This window comes from Gordonia insulae (genome assembly GCF_003855095.1).
In the GTDB taxonomy this organism is placed as follows: domain Bacteria; phylum Actinomycetota; class Actinomycetes; order Mycobacteriales; family Mycobacteriaceae; genus Gordonia; species Gordonia insulae.
Map to the genome: position 1 here is coordinate 4,347,390 of NZ_CP033972.1, position 20,621 is coordinate 4,368,010.

The window sequence follows — 20,621 nt, forward strand, 5'->3', positions numbered from 1 at the left end:
GTTGTGGGTGATTCGGCCTCCGGCCGACCGGGACCGCGACGGCCACCGCCGACTCAGCGGCAGCCGAGCTGGTTCGCCAGATCGTCGAGATCGGTTGCGTGGATGTCGTTCGCGGGAGAGCCGGTGTCGTCCTTCGGGTCGCCGCCCCACTCGTGTGGTCGTTCGATGAATGCCGTGCGCAGGCCGAAGGAGCGGGCGGAGTCGAGGTCGTTCTGGTGCGTGGCCACCATCATCACCTGGCGGGGCGGTACCTCGAGGAGATCGGCCAGACCGCAGTAGGTTTCGCGAGCCGGCTTGTAATGCCGCCACAGGTCGGATCCACCGATCACGTCCCAGTCGAAGCCGTTGTGCTTGGCCATGTCGCTGAGCAGCGCGACCGTTCCGTTGCTGAGCGCGCACACGGTGAAACGGTGCTTGAGCCTGCGGATCCCGGGGGCGGCGTCCGGCCAGCCGGGAATCGTCCGCCACGCCCGGACCAGCCGGTTCGTCTGGTCCGTCGTCAACGTGACGTCGAGGAGGGCGGCGACCTCGTGCACGGTCCGGGTCTGCAGATCGTCGAGCCGGGTCCACGGGAGTTCTCCGGACTCCACGCGCGCCAGGATCGGGGAGTAGTGCCGTCGCCACTCGCGGGCGAATCCGGCGGCGTCGACCCCGGGAACGGTGTCGGCCACGGCACCGGAGATGCCGGTGAACCAGTCGGTGACCGTGCCGAACGTGTCGAACGCGAGCACCCGGACGTTGTCGAGCGGGTCGTCGTCGATCGGTCAGCCGATCTCGGATGCCAGCTGCGGCAGTGAGTGCTCCTCGTCGAACTCCGCGTCACCGTGCGACACCGGTGTCAACGTCAGGAGGCTGGCCTCCGGCCGGCAGCAGAAGCGTGCCGGTGCGAACGGCGACGTGCCGAGACCGGCGCTGACGTGCAACTTCATCGTCGAGCCCCAGTTGGACACGCCCTTGACGCGCGAGCGGTCGATCTCGCAGTTGGTCACCAGCGCCCCGACGACCGGCAGGCAGAGCTGACCACCGTGCGTGTGCCCGGCCATCACCAGGTCGTAGCCGTCCTCGGCGAAACGGTCCAGAACGCGTGGCTCCGGTGAATGGGTCAGCCCCAGACGCAGGTGGGCGAGCGGGTTCGGTCGGCCGGCGACGGTCTCGTAGCGATCACGTTCGATGTGTGGATCGTCGACACCCGCGGCGACCACGCGAACGCCGCTCACCTCGAGTTCGCGGACCGTGTGGGTGGCGTCGAGCCAGCCGCGCTCGGAGAAGGCGGCACGCAGATCCTGCCAGGGCAGCGGGTCGCCGAACGTGCGGGTGTGGTCGGTCTTGAAGTACTGGAACGGATTCTTCAGGCGCGGTCCGAAGTAGTCGTTCGACCCGAACACGAACAGTCCCGGACGCGACAGCAGACCGCCGAGCGACTGGATGACCGCGGGCACCGCCTGCGGGTGCGCGAGATTGTCGCCGGTGTTGATGACCAGGTCCGGCTCCAGTGACTCGAGCTCGGAGACCCACGCCTGCTTGAGGCGCTGATGCGGCATCATGTGCAGGTCACTGATGTGCAGCACCCGCAGCGGCGCCGCACCCGGCTCCAGCACCGCGAGCGTGCTGTGCCGCAACGTGAACGCGTTGCGCTCGATCACCGTCGAATAGAAGAGTCCGGCCGCGGCCAGACCCGCGAGGCCCCCGACCGCCCGGGCCGCGGTCGAGTTCAGGCCGGGAATGACCCGGGCGATTGCGCTGTCGACGTCAACCATTCATTCAGGATACGCAGACAATGCGCTGCCACGCCCACGGGTTTTCCGTTCCCCGCGCGTCGGGATCAGCCGGGGAGCTGGATCACCACCGGCCCCACCCCGGGCACCTGCACCGTCGTCTCGGTGGGTCCCGACGAGTCGTCGGATCGTCGGCCGTTGCTGACGTAGATGGTCACCACGCTGCCCGGCATCGCCGAATCAGACGGTGCGGTGAACACCACCGTGCCCTGCGGGCGGTTGCTGTCGACGTCGAGCTGGTTCACCTTGAACCCGGCCGCCTGCAGGCGGGACGTCGCGGCGCTCGCGGGAAGGCCGCTCACGGACGGGATGCGTCCACGGTCGCTGCCGGCCATGTAGCGCGGGTCGGTCGGGGGCAGCCGGACCGGACCGAACTTGGTGGCCACCGGCTTGATCGCCTGATACCAGGTGCGGGCCGGTTCCATACCGCCGTAGAGGTTGCCGTCGTAGCACTGCCGCAGCGGGCTGCTGCAGATGCCGGTCGGGTTGGGGCCGTCGTTGTAGACGTAGGCGGCGCCGGCGATGTTGTTGGTGAAGCCGACGAAGGCCGACGACCGGTGAGCCTCGGTGGTGCCGGTCTTACCCGACATCGGCAGGGTCCAGCCGACCGAACCGGCGGCACCGGCGGAGGTGCCGCCGCCCTTGTCGTCCTGGCTCATCGCGTTCGCGAGGCTGTTGGCCAATCCCTCTTCCACGACCTGCTCGCACTTGGGTGCGTTGAACGGGACGGCGGTCAGCGCCGGCCGCCCGTCCGGACCCATCACCGGGTTGCCGTACTGGTCCCGCTTGATCCGGCTGATCGAGGCGATGGGGTTGGGCGGACACCAGGTGCCGCCGGACGCGATCGTCGCCGCCACATTGGACAACTCGAGACCGTTGATCGGCAGGGGACCGAGGGTGAAGGAGCCGAAGTTCCCGTCCTTCACGTACTGCGCCATGCTCTTCTCGCCGTAGCCCGACGATCCCGGCACGGTGTAGGACCGCAGCCCCAGTCGCACGGCCATGTCGACGGCCGGCTTCACCCCGGTCTGTTGCAGCAGCTTGACGAACGCGGTGTTGGGGGACTGGGCGAGGGCCTGGGTCACCGACATCGACGCCGGATACTTGCCGTCGTTCTTCACGCAGTACGCGTTCTCCGGACATCCGTAGGTGCCGCCGCTGTTACCCATCCCGTAGACGGCGACCGAACCCGGTACGGGGATGTTCGACGAGACGCCGAGCCCCTTCTCCATGGCTGCGGCGGTGGTGAAGATCTTGAAGACCGAGCCCGCGCCGTCGCCGACCATGGAGAACGGCTGGGGCTGCATGGTCTGCCCGGCGCGGAGGTTGAGCCCGTAGTTGCGGCTCGATGCCATCGCCAGCACGTCGTGCGACTTCTTGCCCGGCCGGATGGCACTCATCACGTCCGCGACGCCGTCGGAGTCCGGGCTGGCCTGGGTCTGCACCGCGCGGACCGTGGAGCGCTGCACCTCGGGATCGAGGGTGGTGCGGATGATGTAGCCGCCACGCATCACCGAGTCACGGGACATGCCGTTCTCCGCGAGGAACTGCAATGCGTAGTCACAGAAGAAGCCGTTGTTGTTGGCCGCGATACACCCCTGCATCGGTGTGCGCGGACTCGGCACCACGCCGAGAGGCTTGGCCTTCGCGGCGACGAGTTCCGCCCGACGGTCCGGGAAGTTGTCGATCATGGTGTCGATCACCGTGTTGCGCCGCTTCATCGCCGCTTCGGGGTTGGTGTACGGATCCAGCGCCGAACTCGACTGGACCATGCCGGCGAGCAGTGCCGCCTGCTCGACGGCCAGCTCGTTGGCGTGGCGTCCGAAGTAGGTCTGTGCGGCGGCCTCGATGCCGTAGGCGTTGTTGCCGTACGGGACCACGTTCAGGTAGCGCGTGACGATCTGCTTCTTCGCCTCCTGCTTGGCGGCGGCGTCGTCGAGCCCCTTGTCACGCTTGGCCTGATCGATCAGCGACTGTTCCATCGTCAGCGCCATCCGGACCTCACGCAGCTTGCGCGCCGGGGTGGTCTCGATCGCGGCCTGGCGATCTGCCTCGGTCCGTGCCAGGACGAGGAGCTGATAGTTCTTGATGTACTGCTGGTCGAGCGTCGAGGCGCCCTGCTGCACCTCGCCCGACGACGAGTTCTTCAGCGCGGCGCGGATGGTGCCCTTCCAGTCGACGCCGTCGTGTTCCAGGAACCGGCGGTCCTCGATGGAGATGATCGCGCGGATCATGTCCGGCGAGATGTCGTTGTAGCCGACCTGATACCGGTACTGGTCGTAGAGCAACGCGATCGGCGTCCCCGCGGAGTCGGTCATCGTGGTGACCTCGGGCAGGGTGCCGTTCAGCAGCTCCGACGACACGTTCTCCACGGCGGCGGCCGCGCGATTGGACACCACGCCCAACCCGCTGGCCACTGGGTACAGCAATCCGGCGACGAGCACACCGGCCAACAGACAGGCACCGCCCAGCGGCAGCAGTTTCTTCGAGATCGGCACACGCACAGGATACGTGTGATGAGCGGGACATCGTCCGACCGTGACCTGCGGGGGGTCGCGATCCCATCTCGGTGGGCTGACCTGCGCAGATCGCATTTGTTTGCACGATGGTGCCATTTTCTTGGCTCCAGGGGTTGCGCTCCCATGCACAGATCCTTAAATTGAGTGCAGAATGTGACTCACCTAACAATCCGCAGGGAATGTGAACCGCCCCGAGCAGGTGGGACGCGTGACCAGCATGAATGGGTGATCGGGTGGGGCATTCACGGTCAAGAACGTCGGGCGATGTGGGAGCACACGACCGGCGCGACACAACGACAGATTGGGGTCGGCGGATGGCGATTGCGGCAGTTTCCACCGGAGATGACGCTCGGTTGATGTGGGTGTCACAAGCGCGATGCCGGGGAGGAAACCCCGACGACCTGTTCGTTCGAGGAGCGGCGCAGCGGAAGGCCGCGACGATCTGCCGGCACTGCCCGGTGCAGCTCGAATGTGGTGCCGATGCCCTCGACAACCGGGTGGAGTTCGGGGTCTGGGGCGGCATGACCGAGCGGCAGCGGCGAGCACTTCTCCGGCAGCATCCGGAGGTCACGTCGTGGGCGCAGTTCTTCGACGCCCAGCGACGACGGCAGCGCGCCGACGCTGTGTGAGTGCCCGACAGGACACGGGCGACACGCGTACGAGACAGGATGGCCGACCCGAGGGGGTCGGCCATCGTGCTGTCCGGGGTCTCAGCCCCGGCTGGTGATCTGCTCGGCGACCGCGCGCAGGGCCACCGCGTCGGCGACCTCGAACGGCAGCGACGGGACCCCGACGATCGGCACCGCCGGATGGGCCGCGGTGAACCGCTGCAGGAGGTGCAGTTCCCGTTTTCCGGTGGTGGCCCGGTCGGCGTGGATCTCCAGGACGCCGCGCGTGAGTTCGTCGTCGACGCTCTCGAGCGCCGCCCGCGCCGACGACTCGGAGATCGTCGTCAGATTCGGATGCGTGCGGTTGAGGATCAGTCCGGCCAGCGGCATGGATTCCTCGGAGAGCCGGTCGACGAAGAACGCGGCCTCACGTAGCGCGTCCGGCTCGGCCGCCGCGACGACGGCGAACCGGGTACCCGGCTGCTTGAGCAGCTCGTAGGTCTTGAGTGCGCGGTCCTGGAAACCGCCGAACATCGAGTCCAGCGACTGCACGAACATCGCGACGTCACGCAGCATGTCGCCGCCGATGATGGTCGACACGCCGCGCATCGCGAGGCTCATCGCGCCGGTGACCATCCGGCCCACGCCACGACCGCCGCCGACGAGCACCTTCATCAACCGGCCGGACAGGAACGACCCGAGACGCTGTGGGGCGTCGAGGAAGTCGAGGGCGTTGCGCGACGGCGGCGTGTCCACGACGATCAGATCCCAGCGATCCTGCTCGAGCAGCTTGCCGAGCTTCTCCATCGCCATGTACTCCTGCGTGCCGGAGAACGACGACGCCATCGTCTGATAGAAGGAGTTCTCCATGATCGCGGCCGCGCGTTCGGGCGTCGAGTACTCGATCACCATCTCGTCGAAGGTGCGCCGCATGTCGAGCATCATCGCGTCGAGCGAGCCCGCGCCTGCGACATCGCTCCCGCTCCCCAGATCCACCGGCTGCGGGTCATTGGTGAGTTCCGACATCCCCAGCGATTGGGCGAGCCTGCGTGCGGGGTCGATGGTCAGCACCGCGACGGTCCGACCGTGCTCGGCCGCATAGATCGCCATGGCCGCGGCGGTGGTGGTCTTGCCGACGCCGCCCGCACCGCAGCAGATGATCACACGTGTGGCGGGATCCGTGAGCACCGAGCCCATCTTGAGATCGAGGGGCATCACGCACCCGCTTTCTGGAGGAGGTTCGCCAGCTCGTAGATCGATCCGAGGTCGATGCCGTCACCGAGGGCCGGCAGCTCCAGCGTCGGGAGTTCGACGTCGTCGAGCTGGGCCTTGGCCACCTGCTGCGCCTGCAGACGGGTCGCGTGCTCGATGGTCTCGGTGAGCAGGCCGGCCAGATCCTCCTCGGACACGGTCAGTCCCGCCGCGGTCAGGTTCTCGAGGACTCGTGGAGCGTCGACGACGCCCTCCGCGATGTCGTCGATGGAATCGGCGGGCAGATGGGTCGGGTTGACCCGGTTGATGATGAGGGTGCCGATGGTGAGGTTCTTGGCGCGCAGCTCGTCGACGGCCTCGACCGTCTCCTGGATCGGCATCGCCTCCAGCAGCGTCACCAGATGGATCACCGTGTCGGGGGAGTGCAGCAGCTTGACGACGCCGTCGCTCTGGTTGCGGATCGGGCCGGTCTTGGCGAGATCGGCCATCGCCTTGGTGACGTCGAGGAAGCTGCCGATCCGCCCGGTCGGCGGGGCGTCGACCACGACGGCGTCGTAGACCCGCCGGCCCTGCTTGTCGGTATGGATGATCCGTTCCTTGATCTTCCCGGTGATCAGGACGTCGCGCAGACCCGGGGCGACCGTCGTGACGAAGTCGATCGCGCCGATGCGCTTCATCGCCCGGCCGGCGAAGCCGAGGTTGTAGAACATGTCCAGGTACTCGAGCAGGGCGTGCTCGATGTCGAGGGCCAGTGCCGACACCTCGCCGCCACCCGACGCGGTGGCGATCTTCGTGTCGGTCGGAGGCAGGGGCGGGATGTCGAAGAGCTGTGCGATGCCCTGGCGGCCTTCACATTCGACGAGCAGCACCTTCTTGCCGTCGGCGGCCAGCGCCAGCGCGAGCGCGGCGGCGATGGTCGTCTTGCCGGTGCCGCCCTTGCCGGAGACGAAGTGCAGGCGGGCACGTCCCGCAGCATCGGGCCATTCGTTGGCGTGCCCGGTGTTATCGAGCGGTGTCTCGTTCCCCACCGCATCACCATATCGACAAGGTGGTACCGGTTAGGGTGGGTCCATGAGTGAAGTGACCGCGTGGGAGTACGTGACGGTACCGCTGCTGACACACGCAACCAAGCAGATTCTCGATCAGTGGGGTTCCGACGGCTGGGAGCTGGTGAGTGTTCTGCCTGGTCCGACCGGTGAGCAGCACGTCGCGTACCTGAAACGACCGAAGGGCTGACGCGATGGCAACGACGTGGTCGCAACGACTCGACGAGCTGGGCATCGCGCTCCCGGCCGTGGTCGCCCCGGTCGCCAGTTACGTCCCGGCCGTGCGAACCGGGAATCTCGTGTACACCGCCGGCCAGTTGCCCATCGTGAACGGGAAGCTCGACGTCACCGGCAAGGTGCACGAGGGTGCCGAGGGCGTGGTGGACCCGGATCAGGCGAACGCCGCCGCCCGCACATGCGCACTGAACGCACTGGCCGCCGTCGACGCGCTCGTCGGGATCGACTCGGTGGTCCGTGTCGTCAAGGTGGTCGGGTTCGTCGCGTCCGCGCACGGGTTCACCGGACAACCCGCCGTCATCAACGGGGCATCCGATCTGCTCGGCGAGATCTTCGGCGACGCGGGCGTCCACGCACGTTCCGCGGTCGGCGTCGCCGAACTGCCGCTGGGGGCTCCGGTCGAGGTCGAACTGATCGTCGAGGTCGCCTGACCGATGTCGCCTGACCGCTAGTGGACGTCGCCCTCCTCATCGCGGCGGCCGCCGCGGCGGGATGGGTCGACGCGGTGGTCGGCGGCGGCGGACTCGTCCTCATCCCCGCGCTGCTGATCGCATTTCCGGGACTGGCGCCGGCGACCGCACTCGGCACCAACAAGCTCGCCGCGGTCTTCGGCACCGCGTCGGCGGCCGTCGCCTATGCGCGCCGGCTGACGGTCGACTTCCGGCGGCTGGTTCCGGTGTTCATCAGTGCGGTGCTGTTCTCCGGCCTCGGCGCATACGTCGCGAGTCGACTGCCGGCCGGCGTGTTCACCCCCATCGTGCTGTGTCTGCTGGTCGCGGTGGGTCTGTTCGTCGCGTTGAACCGGATTCGGTTCGGGCGCAGCGGTTTCCCGGCCACGGTGGTCGATCGTCCTCGGGCTTGTGGTGGCCGGGGTGGTGATCGCCTTCTACGACGGCGTGATGGGTCCGGGTACGGGCACCTTCCTCATCATCAGTCTGACCGCGCTGGTCGGCACCGGATTCCTGGAGAGTTCGGCGATGGCCAAGGTGATCAACACCGGTACCAACCTCGGCGCGCTCGCGGTTTTCGCCTGGCAGGGAAACATCTTGTGGCTGTTGGGGATCGGTCTCGCGGTCGCCAACGTGGCGGGCGCCCAACTCGGCGCGCACATGGCCATCGGACGGGGTAGTGGTTTCGTCCGGTGGGTGCTGCTGGTCGTCGTGGTGGTGATGGTCGGGAAGTTGGGCTACGACCTGGTGTCCGGGTGATCGGCGGCGACGTCGGGACTGGTGCCGGGCGGACTGTGGCGCAACACTGACTGGGTGAGCAATCGACCGAGTCCCGGACCGAGCGATACCGTCCTGTCCACGTCCGACGACGGCTTCCGGCGCCGGGTGCAGCGTCGGACCGTCGCGCTGCTCTGTTTCGCGCAGGTGTTGGGCGGACTGGCGATGGGCTCGTCGCTGGCCCTCGGTGCGATTCTCGGCGAACAACTCTCCGGGGCGGAGTCGCTGGCCGGCTTGCCCACCACGGTCCTCACCCTCGGCGCGGCGGCGGCCGGACTGCCGCTGGCGGCGCTGGCCCAACGGTCCGGCCGACGTCCCGCACTGGCCACCGGTTTCCTGATCGCGACCGCCGGTGCCGCGGTGGTGGCGTCGGCGGTGGACCTCGGATGGTTCCCGCTGCTCCTGCTGGGTATGGCCGGCATCGGCTCGGGCACTGCGGTGAGTCTGCAATCACGTTTTGCTGCAACCGATCTCGCGACACCGCGGACCCGCGGTCGCGACCTTTCGCTGGTCGTGTGGACGACCATGGTGGGTGCCGTCGCGGGGCCCGCGGTCCTGCCGCTCGGCGCGGATCTGGCGAGTCTGCTGCACGTCGACGAACTGGCCGGACCGTTCATCATCGGCGCCGCGGGCACCGCCGCCGCGGCAGCCGTGCTGTGGATCGGTCTCCGTCCCGATCCGCTGCACGTCGCGGCCGATCGTGCGCCGGCGGCCGCGGTGTCGAAACCCTCTCTGGCGCAGGGCTTCGAGACGATCCGACGCCACGCCGGCGCGCGCAACGCGGTGGTGTCGGTGGTATCCGCGCACGCGGTGATGGTGGCGGTGATGGCGTTGACGCCGGTGCACATGTCACACGGCGGGGCGAGTCTCACGGTGGTCGGTCTCTCCATCAGCGCACACGTCGCGGGGATGTATGCGCTCGCGCCGGTGATGGGCATCCTGACCGATCGGCTCGGCCGCGTGCCGACGGTGCTGATCGGGCAGGCGCTGCTGCTGGCCGGTTGCGTCACCGGCTTCGCGCTGAACGAGTCGCAAGCGGGGCTGGTGGTCGCGCTCGTCCTGCTCGGCCTGGGGTGGTCGGCCGCGACCGTCGCCGGCTCCACGATGCTGACCGACAGTGTCGACGTCGCGATGCGACCCCGCGTGCAGGGCATCAGCGATACCTCGATGAGCCTGGCCGGCGCGATCGCCGGGGCGACGGCCGGTGTCGTCGTCGGCCTGTTCGGTTACCCGGTTCTGGTCCTGGCGGCAGGCGCGGTCAGCGTGGCCGCCGCGGCCTACCTCGTGGTGGACCGGGCGCGGTGAGGGGATGAAGGAGTCGAGGTGACGATCGCGGCCGGCCCCGTCTACGGTTGTGCCACAACGGCGACCGCCGGCGGGCATCTGGGACGGGGGCGGACATGATCGGGACGACCGGTGTGGTGACCCTCGCCATCGGCGGCGGCGACGCCCTCGGTGAGGTGGAACTCGCCCTGGCCGGCGGCAGCGAGCGGTTCCTCGCCCTCGCGGCCGAGCCGATCGCCGTCGACGCCACCGTCCTGGTCATCGGTGTCCGAACCGGCCGGATCGTCGACGTCGAGCCCTGGGTGCCGCTACCGAGGTGAGCGGCACGCGCCCGCACCCGGGCACTGACGTGTCGTGCGACCGAAGACACTGTCGTCCGACCGAACGACGGGGTGGAACCGCGCCGTAGCATGGCCCGTCGAACAGGTGATCGCGTCAGCACATCGTCGAATCGTCGTGTGCGGCGCACCGACTGAGGAGGGGCCCAATGCTCGGCTACTACGTTCCCGAACCCGACGAGGCGATGTTGATCTCGGGCAAGAAAGGCCCGGAGGGCGCGCCGTTCGACGTCGTGGTCGGCCACGGAAAGTGGGTGATGCCCTTCTTCCGGAAGGTGCGCTTCCTGTCGATGGCGTTGCACGAGGCGCAGATTCGCGAGGTCTGTGTGACCACGCAGGGCATCCAGCTCAACGTGCGTGCGGTCATCGCGCACAAGGTCGGCGGCGACGTCATGTCGATCGTCAACGCGGGTCAGCGTTTCATCTCCGAGCAGGAGAGCGAGATGAATCAGCTCACCGGCCAGGTCTTCTCCGGACACCTGCGGTCGATCGTCGGCTCGATGACGGTCGAGCAGATCATCCGCGAGCGCGACACCCTCGCCCGCCAGGTGCTCGAGGCGTCGAAGCGGGAGATGGGGTCGATCGGCCTGATGGTCGACTCGTTCCAGATCCAGTCCATCGACGACATGGATTCCGGCTACATCAACGCCCTCGCGGCCCCGAACATCGCGAAGGTGCAGCGGGAGGCGGCCGTGGAACGCGCCCGCGCCGACCAGGAGGCCTCGAAGGCGCAGCAGGAGTCGTTGCGAAACCAGGCCGACTACGAGCGCGAGACCGCGATCAAGCGCGCCGAGATCAAGTCCGAGACCGACAAGGCCAATGCCGAGGCCGCGCAGGCCGGGCCGCTCGCCGAGGCCCGGGTGAACCAGGAGATCACCCGCGAGCAGTCGTTGCTGGCGCAGGCGCAGGCCGACCTCCGGGAGCAGCAGCTGATCTCCGAGGTCGTCAAGCCGGCCGAGGCCGAGGCACGCCGAACCCAGATCATCGCCGAGGCCGATGCGCGGGCCGTCGAGATCCAGTCCGCGGCCGCCGCGCAGCACAACCGCATCGCGCTCGATCAGCAGATCATCGAACAGTTGCCTGCGCTCGTCGGTGAGGTCGCCAAGGGTCTCGGGTCGTCGAACCTCACCGTGTTCAACGGTGCCGAAGGCGTCAACGAGTTGATGACCGGCGTGGTGACCCAGGGTGCGGCGCTGCTGAAGACGCTGCAGACCGAGTTCGCGCCGCGGGTGGTCGACGACGTCGTGGAGGACATCGGTCGGTAGTGTCGGATGACATGACCGACAACGGAAGTGACGCAACCGACGCGGCGCCGGGGCACCCGGCATACGGGGTCGTCCGCGAGGTGACCCCGTACGCGTCGGTATTGCTGTGCAACAACCCGGGGAAGATGTCGCTCGACGGCACCAACACCTGGATCCTGCGGGCCCCGGGGCATGCCGAATGCGTCATCGTCGATCCGGGTCCGCCGAAGAAGAAGGCCCATGTCAGGCGGATCGCGGAACAGCCGGGTATCGCGCTGGTCCTGATCAGCCACCGCCACTACGACCACACCGGCGCCATCACACGGCTCCGCAAGGCGGTCGGCGCACCCGTCCGGGCGCGCCTGTCCAAATACACGCACGGCGCTCCGACCCTCACCGACCGTGAGGTCATCGAGGTCGCCGGCCTGCGGATCACCGTCCTGCACACACCGGGTCACACCGGGGATTCGGTCAGTTTCCTGGTCGACTGGGAGGGGCAGCGCGCACTGCTCACCGGTGACACGATCCTCGGCAGCGGGACCACGGTCATCGATCCGTCCGACGGTACGTTGCGCGACTACCTGAACTCCCTGAACCGCATCATCGTCGAGGGTGAGGACGCGGTGTTGCTGCCCGCCCACGGCCCCGAGCACCCGCAGGTCGGTCCGGTGGCGCGCTACTACAAGGCGCACCGCGAGGAACGGATCGATCAGATCGTGGCCGCGCTCGACGATCTCGGGGTGTCCGCCGCGGAGGCCAAACCGATGAAGGTGGTGCGCAAGGTCTACGCCGACGTCGACAAGAAGCTGTGGCCCGCCGCTCGGATGTCGGTCAAGGCGCAGCTGGAGTACCTGCGGGAGGGCTGACGAACAGACCTGACGAAACACAAAGGACTCCCACCGACATCGGATGCGATCCGGGTCGGTGGGAGTCCTTTGTGGTCTGTGGTGTCCGCGAAACCTAGCGGGCCCGGCGGGCCAGTCGCTCCGAGTCGGCGATCAGCACACTCTTGCCCTCGAGCCGCAACCAACCGCGCTGTGCGAAGTCGGCGAGCGCCTTGTTCACGGTCTCGCGCGAGGCGCCCACGAGCTGGGCGATCTCTTCCTGCGTCAGGTCGTGGGTGACCCGCAGGGCGCCGCCCTCCTGGGTGCCGAAGCGCTGGGCCAGCTGCAGCAGCTGCTTGGCCACACGACCGGGGACATCGGTGAAGATGAGGTCCGCGAGGTTGTTGTTGGTCCGGCGCAGGCGGCGGGCGAGAACTCGCAGCAGCTGCTCGGCGATCTCCGGGCGATCCTTGATCCACGCCCGCAGCGCGTCCCGGTCCATCGAGACCGCGCGCACCTCGGTGACCGTCGTCGCCGACGACGTGCGGGGGCCCGGATCGAAGATCGAGAGCTCGCCGAACATGTCCGACGGGCCCATGATCGTCAGCAGGTTCTCACGGCCGTCAGGGGAACGGCGTCCGACCTTCACCTTCCCGGACAGGATGATGTAGAGCCGATCACCGGGCTCCCCCTCATGGAAGATCACATGCCCGCGAGGGAAATCGACCGGTTGAAGCTGTTTGGTCAGCGCCGCGACGGCCGAGGGCTCGACACCCTGGAATATGCCCGCCCGCGCCAGTACGTCCTCCACCTAAGGAACCTTTCTCATCCTGATCACACCCGCATGACAACCGCACACCAGGAATTTCGTGCATGCGTGTGCCGCCGGCTGCCCTGTTGCCTCGTGCAACGCTACTCTCGCCCCCAGCATAAGTGTTGAATGGGTCACTGGCCGGACCATTGCGGCGAGTCGAAATGTCCGTCGTGGGGGATGTGACGCGTCAGCTCGCGCGCTGCGGCGACGTCGGAAACGTGGTCTCGGAGGTCGGCACGGCCGGTTCGCCCTTCGTCCGGCGGCTGCGGAACTCGTCCAGCGCGGCGGGGAAACCCTCCTTGGCCAGCGTGTCCACGTGCGCGGCGTCGGCCGACTCGAGGAACTCCTCCACGTGGTCGCGGGAGACAGACAGGCGGTCCGTCTTGGCCTGCACCTTCTCCATCGCGAGGGCGAAAAGCATGAGCACAGCCGGGAAGAGCAGCGCGGCGAGACCTTGCATGGGGACCAGTAAACACAATGCGATCGGTCCGGGGCCAACCAGATCGGCCGGATTCACTGACTTGTTACCAATGCGTCGCCGAAGCCGGATCCCGCCGATTCTCGTCCGCCGGGGCGGTCTGGATGGGTCCGATGTCCGGAGACCTGGCTAACCTGAATCAGGTGAGCGCACGGAAGACCACGGATACCCCGGTCCCGGGATCGGGGACCCGACTCCCCGCCGCCGGATCGCCCGCGCGTGGGACGGAGACACACCTCGGGCTGGTGCGGCGCGCCCGGCGGATGAACAGGAAGCTGCAGATCGCCTTCCCGCACGTCTACTGCGAGCTCGACTTCACCACCCCGCTCGAACTGTCCGTCGCCACGATCCTGTCGGCGCAGTGCACCGACGTCCGGGTCAACATGGTCACCCCCGCGTTGTTCGCCAAGTACCCGACGGCCCGGTCGTACGCCGAGGCCGACCGCACGGAACTGGAGGAGATGATCCGGTCCACCGGCTTCTACCGGAACAAGGCGAACTCGATCATCGGTCTCGGCCAGGCGCTGGTCGAGCGGTTCGACGGCGAGGTGCCGAACACCCTCAAGAATCTGGTCACCCTGCCGGGGTTCGGCCGCAAGACTGCCAACGTCGTGCTCGGGAACGCCTTCGGAATCCCCGGCATCACCGTCGACACCCACTTCTCCCGCCTCGTGCAGCGCTGGCAGTGGACCACCGAGACCGACCCGGTCAAGATCGAGAAGGCCGTCGGCGAGCTCATCGAACGCAAGGAGTGGACCGACCTCTCGCACCGGGTCATCTTCCACGGGCGCCGGGTGTGCCACTCGCGTAAGCCCGCGTGTGGTGTGTGCATCCTGGCCAAGGACTGCCCGTCGGTCGGCCTCGGCCCGATGGACAAGGCGGAGGCGGCGAAGCTCGTCAAGGGACCCGAGACCGAGCATCTCCTCGACCTGGCGGGACTGTCGACGCAGTGAACGAATCTTCCGCAGGGGCGAGCGCAGCGACGGGGGACACAGGGGCGAGCACAGCGACGGGGGACACAGAGGCGAGCGCAGCGACCAACGCCGACTCGAGCGCCGCCCCCGGCGCGCCCCGGCCTCCGCGACGTCCCCGATTCTCCTCGTCGGCACGCTGGACGGTCGTGTTCATCGTCGTGATGATCGCGCTGATCGTGGCGATCTGGCCTCGCGACGACGGCACGGGCACCGGGCCCGACGCCACCGCACCGAGCGTGTCCGGCCCCAACGCCACCGACGCGCAGGTCGGTGACGCGCAACTCGCGCAGGCACGTCGGGACGCGGCGCTGGAGCCCTGCCCGGTGACCGGGCAGCCGGTGGGGCCGCAGTCGGTGCTCGCCGGTGTGACGGTGCCCTGCCTCGCCGACGGCCGACCCTACGACGTCGGTGCCGGGACCGCGGGCAAGCCGATGCTGGTGAACATGTGGGCCGTCTGGTGCCTGCCGTGTCGTCGGGAGTTGCCGGAAGTGGCCGCCTACGCACAGCGCGCCGGCGACAAGGTCACCGTCCTGGCCGTGCATGCGCAGGAAGGTGCCCAGAACCCGTACATGGCCCTGCAGTTCCTGACCGAGAACGACGTGCACCTCCCGTCCGTCCTCGACACCGATGCGCGGGTCGCCGCCGCGTTGGGTGCGCCTCGCGTCTTCCCGTCGACGATCCTCGTGCGTCCCGACGGCACGGTCGCCAAGGTGCTGCCGCAGGTCTTCGAGAACCCGGATCAGATCGCCGACGCCGTGCAGCAGTACCTGGGGGTGGCGACGTGAGCCGCCACGACGGCGACCGTCCGGCCGGCGAACCACACATCGGCTCGTTGGTCCCGACCGCGCAGATCCCACCGTGGATGCACCGGCTGACCGACAACGTCACGGCGGTCACCGAGTCGGTGCTCAACCGTGGCGGTGACCGCACCCGATGGGCGTCGATGATCGGTCGCAACAAACGCGACGCCGCGGTGCTGGTGCTGATCTCGGGCAGCTGGGACGCGGCCGCCGACCATCCGGGTGGGCTGCCCGCCGACGCGGACATCCTGCTCACCGAACGCGCCTCGACGTTGCGTCAGCACAGCGGACAGGTCGCCTTCCCGGGCGGCGTCGTGGACCCGGGCGACGATCACCCGGTCGGGACGGCGCTGCGCGAGGCGAACGAGGAGACCGGCCTGGTCGCCGACGGTGTCGACGTCCTGGCCAATCTGCCCTCGTTCCCGGTGCCGGTGTCCGGCTTCGACGTCACGCCGGTTCTCGCGCACTGGCGGGCCCCGGGTCCGGTGCACGTCGTGGACACCGCGGAGACGGCGCGCGTCGCGCGGGTCAACCTGCGCACCATGCTCGCCCCGGAGAGCCGATTCCAGGTGCAGCGCAACGTCCTCGGCGCGCGCGCCTACCGCGGTCCGGCGTTTCTGGTCGACGGCCTGCTGGTGTGGGGTTTCACCGGCGGCCTGATCGCGGCCATCAGCGAGGTGGCGGGCTGGGATGTGCCGTGGGACAAGGACGACGTGCGGCCGCTCGACGAGGCGATCGCGGCGGCCGGTCCGGACACCGCGCAGACGGTGGGTGACGCGGCCGTGATGTCGGACGCGATGCGGCAGGCGCTCCTCGACGACGAGCGCGAAGGCGGACGCCGGTGACGGGATCCGGGTGGGTCGACATCATCGTCCTGATCATCGCCCTGTTGGCCGCCGCCAGTGGCTTCCGGCAGGGTGCGGTCGCGTCCGCGCTGGCGTTCCTGGGCGTGATCCTGGGCGCGGTGGCCGGAATTCTCCTTGCCCCACATGTCATCTCGAACTTCGACGACCGCACGGTCCGGTTGCTGGTCGGTGTCGTCCTGCTGGTCGGACTGATCATCGTCGGCGAGGTGTCCGGGATGGTCCTCGGTCGTGCGGCCCGCAGCGGCATCCGGTCGCGAGGGGTCCGGCGGGTCGACAGCGTGATCGGGTCGGTGCTGCAGGTGATCGCCGTGCTGGTGGCCGCGTGGCTGCTCGCGATCCCGCTCAGCAGTTCCACCGAGGCCCAGCTCTCGACCGCGGTCCGCGGGTCCAAGGTGCTCGGCGGGGTCGACGTGCTGGCGCCCCAGTGGCTGCGCGACCTCCCGAAGGACTTCAGTGCGCTGCTGGACAATTCGGGACTGCCCGAGGTCATCGGACCGTTCGGCCGGACGCCGGTCACCAATGTCGGCCCACCCGACCCGACGTTGCTGCAACTGCCGGTGGTCAATCAGGTCAAGCCGAGCGTCGTCAAGGTCGAGGGGACCGCGCCGAGCTGCCGGCAGGCCCTGGAGGGCAGCGGATTCGTGGTGTCGCCGGAGCGGGTGATGACCAACGCGCACGTCGTCGCGGGTACCCGGCGGCTGAGCGTGTCGTCGCCGAACGGCCAGCAACTGCCGGCGCGGGTCGTCCTGTTCGACAGCGCCAACGACATCGCCGTGCTCGACGTCCCCGGATTGACCGCTCCCGCATTGAAATTCGCCGACCAGGAGGCGCAGACCGGCGACGATGCGATCGTGCTGGGCTACCCGGAGGCCGGGCCGTTCAACGTGAGCGCGGTGCGGGTCCGTGAGGTGATCAACCTGTCCGGCCCCGACATCTACCGGGCCGGCCGGATCCTGCGTGAGGTGTACACGGTGCGCGGCCTGATCCGGCAGGGCAATTCCGGCGGTCCGATGATCAACTCCGACGGCGAGGTCGTCGGGGTGGTGTTCGGCGCGGCCGAGGACACCACAGACCAGACCGGATTCGTGTTGACCGCCAAGCAGGTTCAGTCCAACTTCACCGATTCGGAGCAGCGATCGTCGCGGGTCAGCACGCAGGAGTGCGTGCACGCCTGAGCGGTGTCAGACGGGATCGCGGGCCAGCAGTTCGAGCAGCCGCTCGTTGACCCGGTCGGGTTGCTCCTGGTGGGCGAAATGGCCGCTGCCCTCGATCTGCCAGTAGTCCATGTGATCGGCCCATCGGTGACTCGCGGCCATCAGATGGTCGAGGATGTACGGGTCGTCGCGGCCGCGGAGGGCGAGCACCGGTATGTGCAGTTGCTGGTTCATCAACTCCATGAACCGAGCCCCGTCCGGGCGGAACTGCGAGCGGAACGCCCATCGCTGGTACTCCAGGCTGCAGTGCGCGACGTACGGGATCTGGATGGCCGACCGGTTCCGCTCCACGGCCTCGGTGAAGTCGGCGGTGCCCTGCCAGCCCGCCGAAGCTCGTTCGGTGAAGTACTGCTCGATGAACACGCCGTCACGGCGGGTCAGGTGCCGCTCACCGATCCTGGGTGCCTGATTGCGCAGGAACCCGGTCAGGAATGCCGACCGCTGCCCGCGGTCGCGGAGCACCTCGCGCCGCAGCGCCCGGGGATGTGGTGAGGCGATGACCGCGATGCGATTGACGACGCGTGGATGGAGAGTCGCCGTCGCCCAGCAGACGAGGCCGCCGTCCGCGTGGCCGATGAGCGTCGCCTCGGTGTGTCCGAGTGAACGGATGAGGCCATTCGTGTCGCCGGCCAGGGTCCAGCCGTCGTAGCCGCGCGGCGGCTTGTCGGTGTCGCCGTACCCGCGCAGGTCGACGGCGACGGCTCGATAGCCGGCCTCGGTCAGCGCGGTGATCTGATGTCGCCAGCTCCACCAGAACTCGCCGAAGCCGTGCAGGAGCAGCACGAGGGGGCGGTCGAGCCACTGACCGTCGGCTTCCACCGCATGGAATCGGACGCCGTTGGCGCGGACGTCGAAGTGATGCCAGTTGCCGGGAATCCGGACGCTCGATGGGTCAGGCGGCCCCGCCAAGGGTCACCCCCGCGCGGGGTCGTGCGCTCGGGGTAGCTCCGGGTGGTCACCCGATCGCGGGGACGTGGGTGACGACGGTGACGTCGAGGGGGTCGAACCCGGGTGCTTGCCGGGCAGGACGGTCGAGACCTCCTTGACGCTCTCGATCGTCTTCTCCGGCCCGCGGATCTTGCGGAAGAGGATGTATCCGACGAAGCCCATGATCACGGTGATCAGCACCAGGATCAGGAAGACGATGAGGAACGCGAGCCACCGCGGCATCCAGTTGTCCAACAGTTCGGCGAGGAAGAAGAAGAAGAAAAAGCTCGAGTAGAGCGCCATCACCCCGGCGACGACCAGCAGCCCGGTACCGGCACCCGCCTTCTTCGCCTCGCCGACGAGTTCGGCCTTCGCCAGCGCGACCTCCGACCGGAACAGCGTGGACACGCTGGCCGAGGCGTCCTTCACCAGGTTGCCGATCGTCGGCTCGCCGTCGCGGCCGAGGGTCGGATCCGACAGCGGGATGGACGGGACGGATCCGGGGTCCTGCGTGGTCTGGCCGTGCTCGTTGCGGCTCACTGCATCCTCCGTAGCTCGGGTCTCCGGCTTATGTTGCCATGTGGGGTCACGCCAGGTGTCCCCGCATCGCCGCGATCGCCGAGACCGCGGGATCGTCGTCGCCGACGGAACGTCGGAGGATGTCGGCGGCCACCTCGCCGGGGAGCTCCACGAGGGCCTGTGCCAGGCGGCTGCGCGCCGCCGGGGGCGTCGACTCGTCGTCGAGCAGCCGCCCGAGATCGGTGGCCGTGCGGTCGGCGGTGTCGCCGGCGACGGCCAGGTCGCGCAGCAGGTCTGCGGCGTCGACGTCGTTGGTCCCGGTGACGACCATGTCGATGAGCGTCGGGACGGCCTCGGCATGCCCGCGCGCCCCGAGCGCCGTTGCCGCGCGGCCGCGCACGATGGCGTCGGGATCCGGGAGTGCCCGGCGCAGGACGTCGACCACCTCGGGACCGGCGAGTTCGGCGATCGCGGAGACGGCCCGGCGGCGTCTGTCGACGTCGTCGGACTGCAGTCCGATGGCCAGGACCTGCACACCGGCGTCGCTGCCGGATGCGGCCAGTGCCCAGGTCAGGGCGCCGGACACGTTGGGCTCCGACTCGGCCAGGACGGCGTCGGCGATGGCCTCCGGCGAGAGTGGATGACCGGACGTTGCCATGGCGGCGCGGTGGCGGACCATGGCGGAATCCGAACCGAGGTCGCTCATCAACCGCACCGACCGCAGCACGTCCGCCCAGTCGAGCGGGGTCGTCTGCCCGATGCGCTCGAGCAGCGCGAGCAGTTCCTGTTCGCGGGCGATACGCCGGCGCGAACCGTCGATGAGCTCGCCGATCAGCGATGACGGGTCGGACGATCCGGGCGTGTCCAACACCCGCCGGACCTCGGCCAGCGTCAGTCCCAGCGACCGCAGGCCCTGGACCCGGAACAGCCGGCCAATGTCGTCCGCCGAGTACTCGCGGTACCCGCCGGACGTGCGTCCGGCGGGTGTCACGAGTCCCAGTCGGTCGTAGTGCCGCAACATCCGGGTGCTGACCCCGGAGCGCTCCGCGACCTCACCGATCAGCATCGGCAGCCACCGCGGGCGCTCCCTGCAGCGACAGGACCCGCCGGGCGTGATTCACGGCCGCCGAGAAATCGCCGTCCGGATCGTCCGCCAGATGCTCGGTGGCCAGGGCATGCTCGCGCCGAGCCGCGCTCGGGCCGGACCGGGCCGCCGCGAGGGCGGGTGTCGCCGCGTCTCCGAGGGCGACGAGCGCGCGGCTGAGACTACGCTGCACGTCGCGATCTCCGCGTCCGAGTTCGCTCGCCAACTCTGTTGCGAGAGTGGGCTTCTGGTTCTCGGGAACCAGCACCACGGCGGCGCGCCAGGCGCTGCGGGCAACCTCGTCGTCGGGGTCGTGCAACAGTTCCGTCGGGATCTCGCCCCAGACGCTGCCGTCACCGATCTTCGACAGCGTGTGCAGCGCCTGACTGCGGGCCTGCGGTGCCGACGCGGTGAGCTCCCCGACCAATCGCGGGATCGTGACATCGTCACGGCACCGGGTCAGCGCCCAGGTCAGCATGTCGCGCACGAAGAAGTCCGGCTCGATGGCGCAGCGTGCCACCAGCACGTCGACGAGCGTGTCGTCCGGGTGGGTCCCGGCGGCGAGCGCCGCCTGGAGTCGTGTCGACGGTTGCGTCGCGGACAGGGCCGCGATCAGTTTCGCGTTCATCGCG

At 68.7% G+C, this 20,621-nt stretch carries 22 protein-coding genes and 1 pseudogene; 12 read left to right on the forward strand and 11 right to left on the reverse strand.

Translation table 11 applies throughout. The features are described 5' to 3' along the window. Nucleotides 1–53: 53 nt before the first annotated feature. The 3 genes from D7316_RS19815 to D7316_RS19825 form a co-directional block, all read right to left on the reverse strand. Nucleotides 54–731 carry a haloacid dehalogenase type II gene (locus tag D7316_RS19815; RefSeq protein WP_232016990.1) on the reverse strand — a complete coding sequence of 226 codons (678 nt, stop codon included), beginning with the start codon at nt 729–731 and terminating at the stop codon, nt 54–56. 33 nt (nt 732–764) lie between these two features. Next, on the reverse strand, nt 765–1,757 hold the full coding sequence (locus D7316_RS19820; RefSeq protein WP_124709784.1) for a metallophosphoesterase: 993 nt from the start codon (nt 1,755–1,757) through the stop codon (nt 765–767). 65 nt (nt 1,758–1,822) lie between these two features. After that, complete coding sequence (locus tag D7316_RS19825) at nt 1,823–4,267, reverse strand: penicillin-binding protein (RefSeq protein ID WP_124711454.1); 2,445 nt, start codon at nt 4,265–4,267, stop codon at nt 1,823–1,825. 341 nt (nt 4,268–4,608) lie between these two features. On the opposite strand from D7316_RS19825, the gene D7316_RS19830 reads away from it, so the two are divergent. Further along, entirely contained in the window at nt 4,609–4,923 is a 315-nt protein-coding gene (locus D7316_RS19830) for a WhiB family transcriptional regulator (protein ID WP_124709785.1), read from the forward strand. 81 nt (nt 4,924–5,004) lie between these two features. On the opposite strand, the gene D7316_RS19835 is transcribed toward D7316_RS19830, so the two are convergent. Further along, a complete protein-coding gene (locus D7316_RS19835; protein ID WP_124709786.1) occupies nt 5,005–6,117 on the reverse strand; it encodes an ArsA family ATPase in 1,113 nt (370 codons plus the stop codon). After that, nucleotides 6,117–7,142 carry an ArsA family ATPase gene (locus D7316_RS19840; RefSeq protein WP_124709787.1) on the reverse strand — a complete coding sequence of 342 codons (1,026 nt, stop codon included), beginning with the start codon at nt 7,140–7,142 and terminating at the stop codon, nt 6,117–6,119. The genes D7316_RS19835 and D7316_RS19840 overlap by 1 nt, the downstream gene beginning before the upstream one ends. A 43-nt stretch (nt 7,143–7,185) precedes the next feature. On the opposite strand from D7316_RS19840, the gene D7316_RS19845 reads away from it, so the two are divergent. The 7 genes and pseudogenes from D7316_RS19845 (at nt 7,186) to D7316_RS19875 (ending at nt 12,355) form a co-directional block, all read left to right on the forward strand. Further along, the gene (locus D7316_RS19845) at nt 7,186–7,350 is read left to right on the forward strand and encodes a DUF4177 domain-containing protein (RefSeq protein ID WP_007619014.1); all 165 of its coding nucleotides are present in this window, start codon (nt 7,186–7,188) and stop codon (nt 7,348–7,350) included. A 4-nt stretch (nt 7,351–7,354) separates the two neighbouring features. Continuing rightward, complete coding sequence (locus tag D7316_RS19850; protein ID WP_124709788.1) at nt 7,355–7,828, forward strand: RidA family protein; 474 nt, start codon at nt 7,355–7,357, stop codon at nt 7,826–7,828. Between the two features lie 20 nt (nt 7,829–7,848). After that, a pseudogene (locus tag D7316_RS19855) lies at nt 7,849–8,605 on the forward strand (sulfite exporter TauE/SafE family protein). A 93-nt stretch (nt 8,606–8,698) separates the two neighbouring features. Next, entirely contained in the window at nt 8,699–9,928 is a 1,230-nt protein-coding gene (locus D7316_RS19860) for an MFS transporter (protein ID WP_232017207.1), read from the forward strand. Nucleotides 9,929–10,023: 95 nt separating this feature from the next. Then, nucleotides 10,024–10,227, forward strand: a complete 204-nt coding sequence (locus D7316_RS19865) for a hypothetical protein (protein ID WP_124709789.1) — start codon at nt 10,024–10,026, stop codon at nt 10,225–10,227. 167 nt (nt 10,228–10,394) lie between these two features. Continuing rightward, the gene (locus tag D7316_RS19870; protein WP_124709790.1) at nt 10,395–11,510 is read left to right on the forward strand and encodes a flotillin family protein; all 1,116 of its coding nucleotides are present in this window, start codon (nt 10,395–10,397) and stop codon (nt 11,508–11,510) included. A gap of 11 nt (nt 11,511–11,521) precedes the next feature. Next, nucleotides 11,522–12,355, forward strand: coding sequence for an MBL fold metallo-hydrolase (locus D7316_RS19875; protein ID WP_124709791.1), 834 nt, complete (start codon nt 11,522–11,524; stop codon nt 12,353–12,355). 94 nt (nt 12,356–12,449) lie between these two features. On the opposite strand, the gene D7316_RS19880 is transcribed toward D7316_RS19875, so the two are convergent. Both D7316_RS19880 and D7316_RS19885 read right to left on the reverse strand, forming a co-directional pair. Next, a complete protein-coding gene (locus tag D7316_RS19880; RefSeq protein WP_006330855.1) occupies nt 12,450–13,124 on the reverse strand; it encodes a Crp/Fnr family transcriptional regulator in 675 nt (224 codons plus the stop codon). 190 nt (nt 13,125–13,314) lie between these two features. Beyond that, entirely contained in the window at nt 13,315–13,587 is a 273-nt protein-coding gene (locus D7316_RS19885; RefSeq protein ID WP_124709792.1) for a hypothetical protein, read from the reverse strand. Nucleotides 13,588–13,748: 161 nt separating this feature from the next. Between D7316_RS19885 and nth the strand changes: the two genes are divergently transcribed. From nth to D7316_RS19905, 4 genes are all read left to right on the forward strand, one after another. Then, nucleotides 13,749–14,558, forward strand: coding sequence for an endonuclease III (gene nth / locus D7316_RS19890; protein WP_408610027.1), 810 nt, complete (start codon nt 13,749–13,751; stop codon nt 14,556–14,558). Continuing rightward, nucleotides 14,555–15,364 (forward strand): TlpA family protein disulfide reductase, encoded by an 810-nt coding sequence (locus tag D7316_RS19895; protein ID WP_408610028.1) that lies wholly within the window; start codon nt 14,555–14,557, stop codon nt 15,362–15,364. The genes nth and D7316_RS19895 overlap by 4 nt, the downstream gene beginning before the upstream one ends. Nucleotides 15,365–15,441: 77 nt before the next feature. Further along, on the forward strand, nt 15,442–16,224 hold the full coding sequence (locus D7316_RS19900) for an NUDIX hydrolase (protein WP_124711457.1): 783 nt from the start codon (nt 15,442–15,444) through the stop codon (nt 16,222–16,224). Continuing rightward, the gene (locus tag D7316_RS19905; protein WP_124709794.1) at nt 16,221–17,420 is read left to right on the forward strand and encodes a MarP family serine protease; all 1,200 of its coding nucleotides are present in this window, start codon (nt 16,221–16,223) and stop codon (nt 17,418–17,420) included. Before D7316_RS19900 ends, D7316_RS19905 begins: the two co-directional genes overlap by 4 nt. 6 nt (nt 17,421–17,426) lie before the next feature. Here D7316_RS19905 and D7316_RS19910 read toward each other — a convergent pair whose 3' ends face one another. From D7316_RS19910 to D7316_RS19925, 4 genes are read right to left on the reverse strand one after another with little or no spacing between them, the layout of a single operon-like run. Beyond that, a complete protein-coding gene (locus D7316_RS19910; protein WP_124709795.1) occupies nt 17,427–18,368 on the reverse strand; it encodes an alpha/beta fold hydrolase in 942 nt (313 codons plus the stop codon). A gap of 3 nt (nt 18,369–18,371) precedes the next feature. Beyond that, nucleotides 18,372–18,926, reverse strand: a complete 555-nt coding sequence (locus tag D7316_RS19915; protein ID WP_124709796.1) for a phage holin family protein — start codon at nt 18,924–18,926, stop codon at nt 18,372–18,374. A 46-nt stretch (nt 18,927–18,972) separates the two neighbouring features. Then, on the reverse strand, nt 18,973–19,971 hold the full coding sequence (locus D7316_RS19920; protein ID WP_124709797.1) for a HEAT repeat domain-containing protein: 999 nt from the start codon (nt 19,969–19,971) through the stop codon (nt 18,973–18,975). After that, nucleotides 19,958–20,617: a HEAT repeat domain-containing protein gene (locus D7316_RS19925; protein WP_124709798.1), complete on the reverse strand. Its 660-nt coding sequence runs from the start codon at nt 20,615–20,617 to the stop codon at nt 19,958–19,960. The genes D7316_RS19920 and D7316_RS19925 overlap by 14 nt, the downstream gene beginning before the upstream one ends. Between the last annotated feature and the right edge of the window lie 4 nt (nt 20,618–20,621).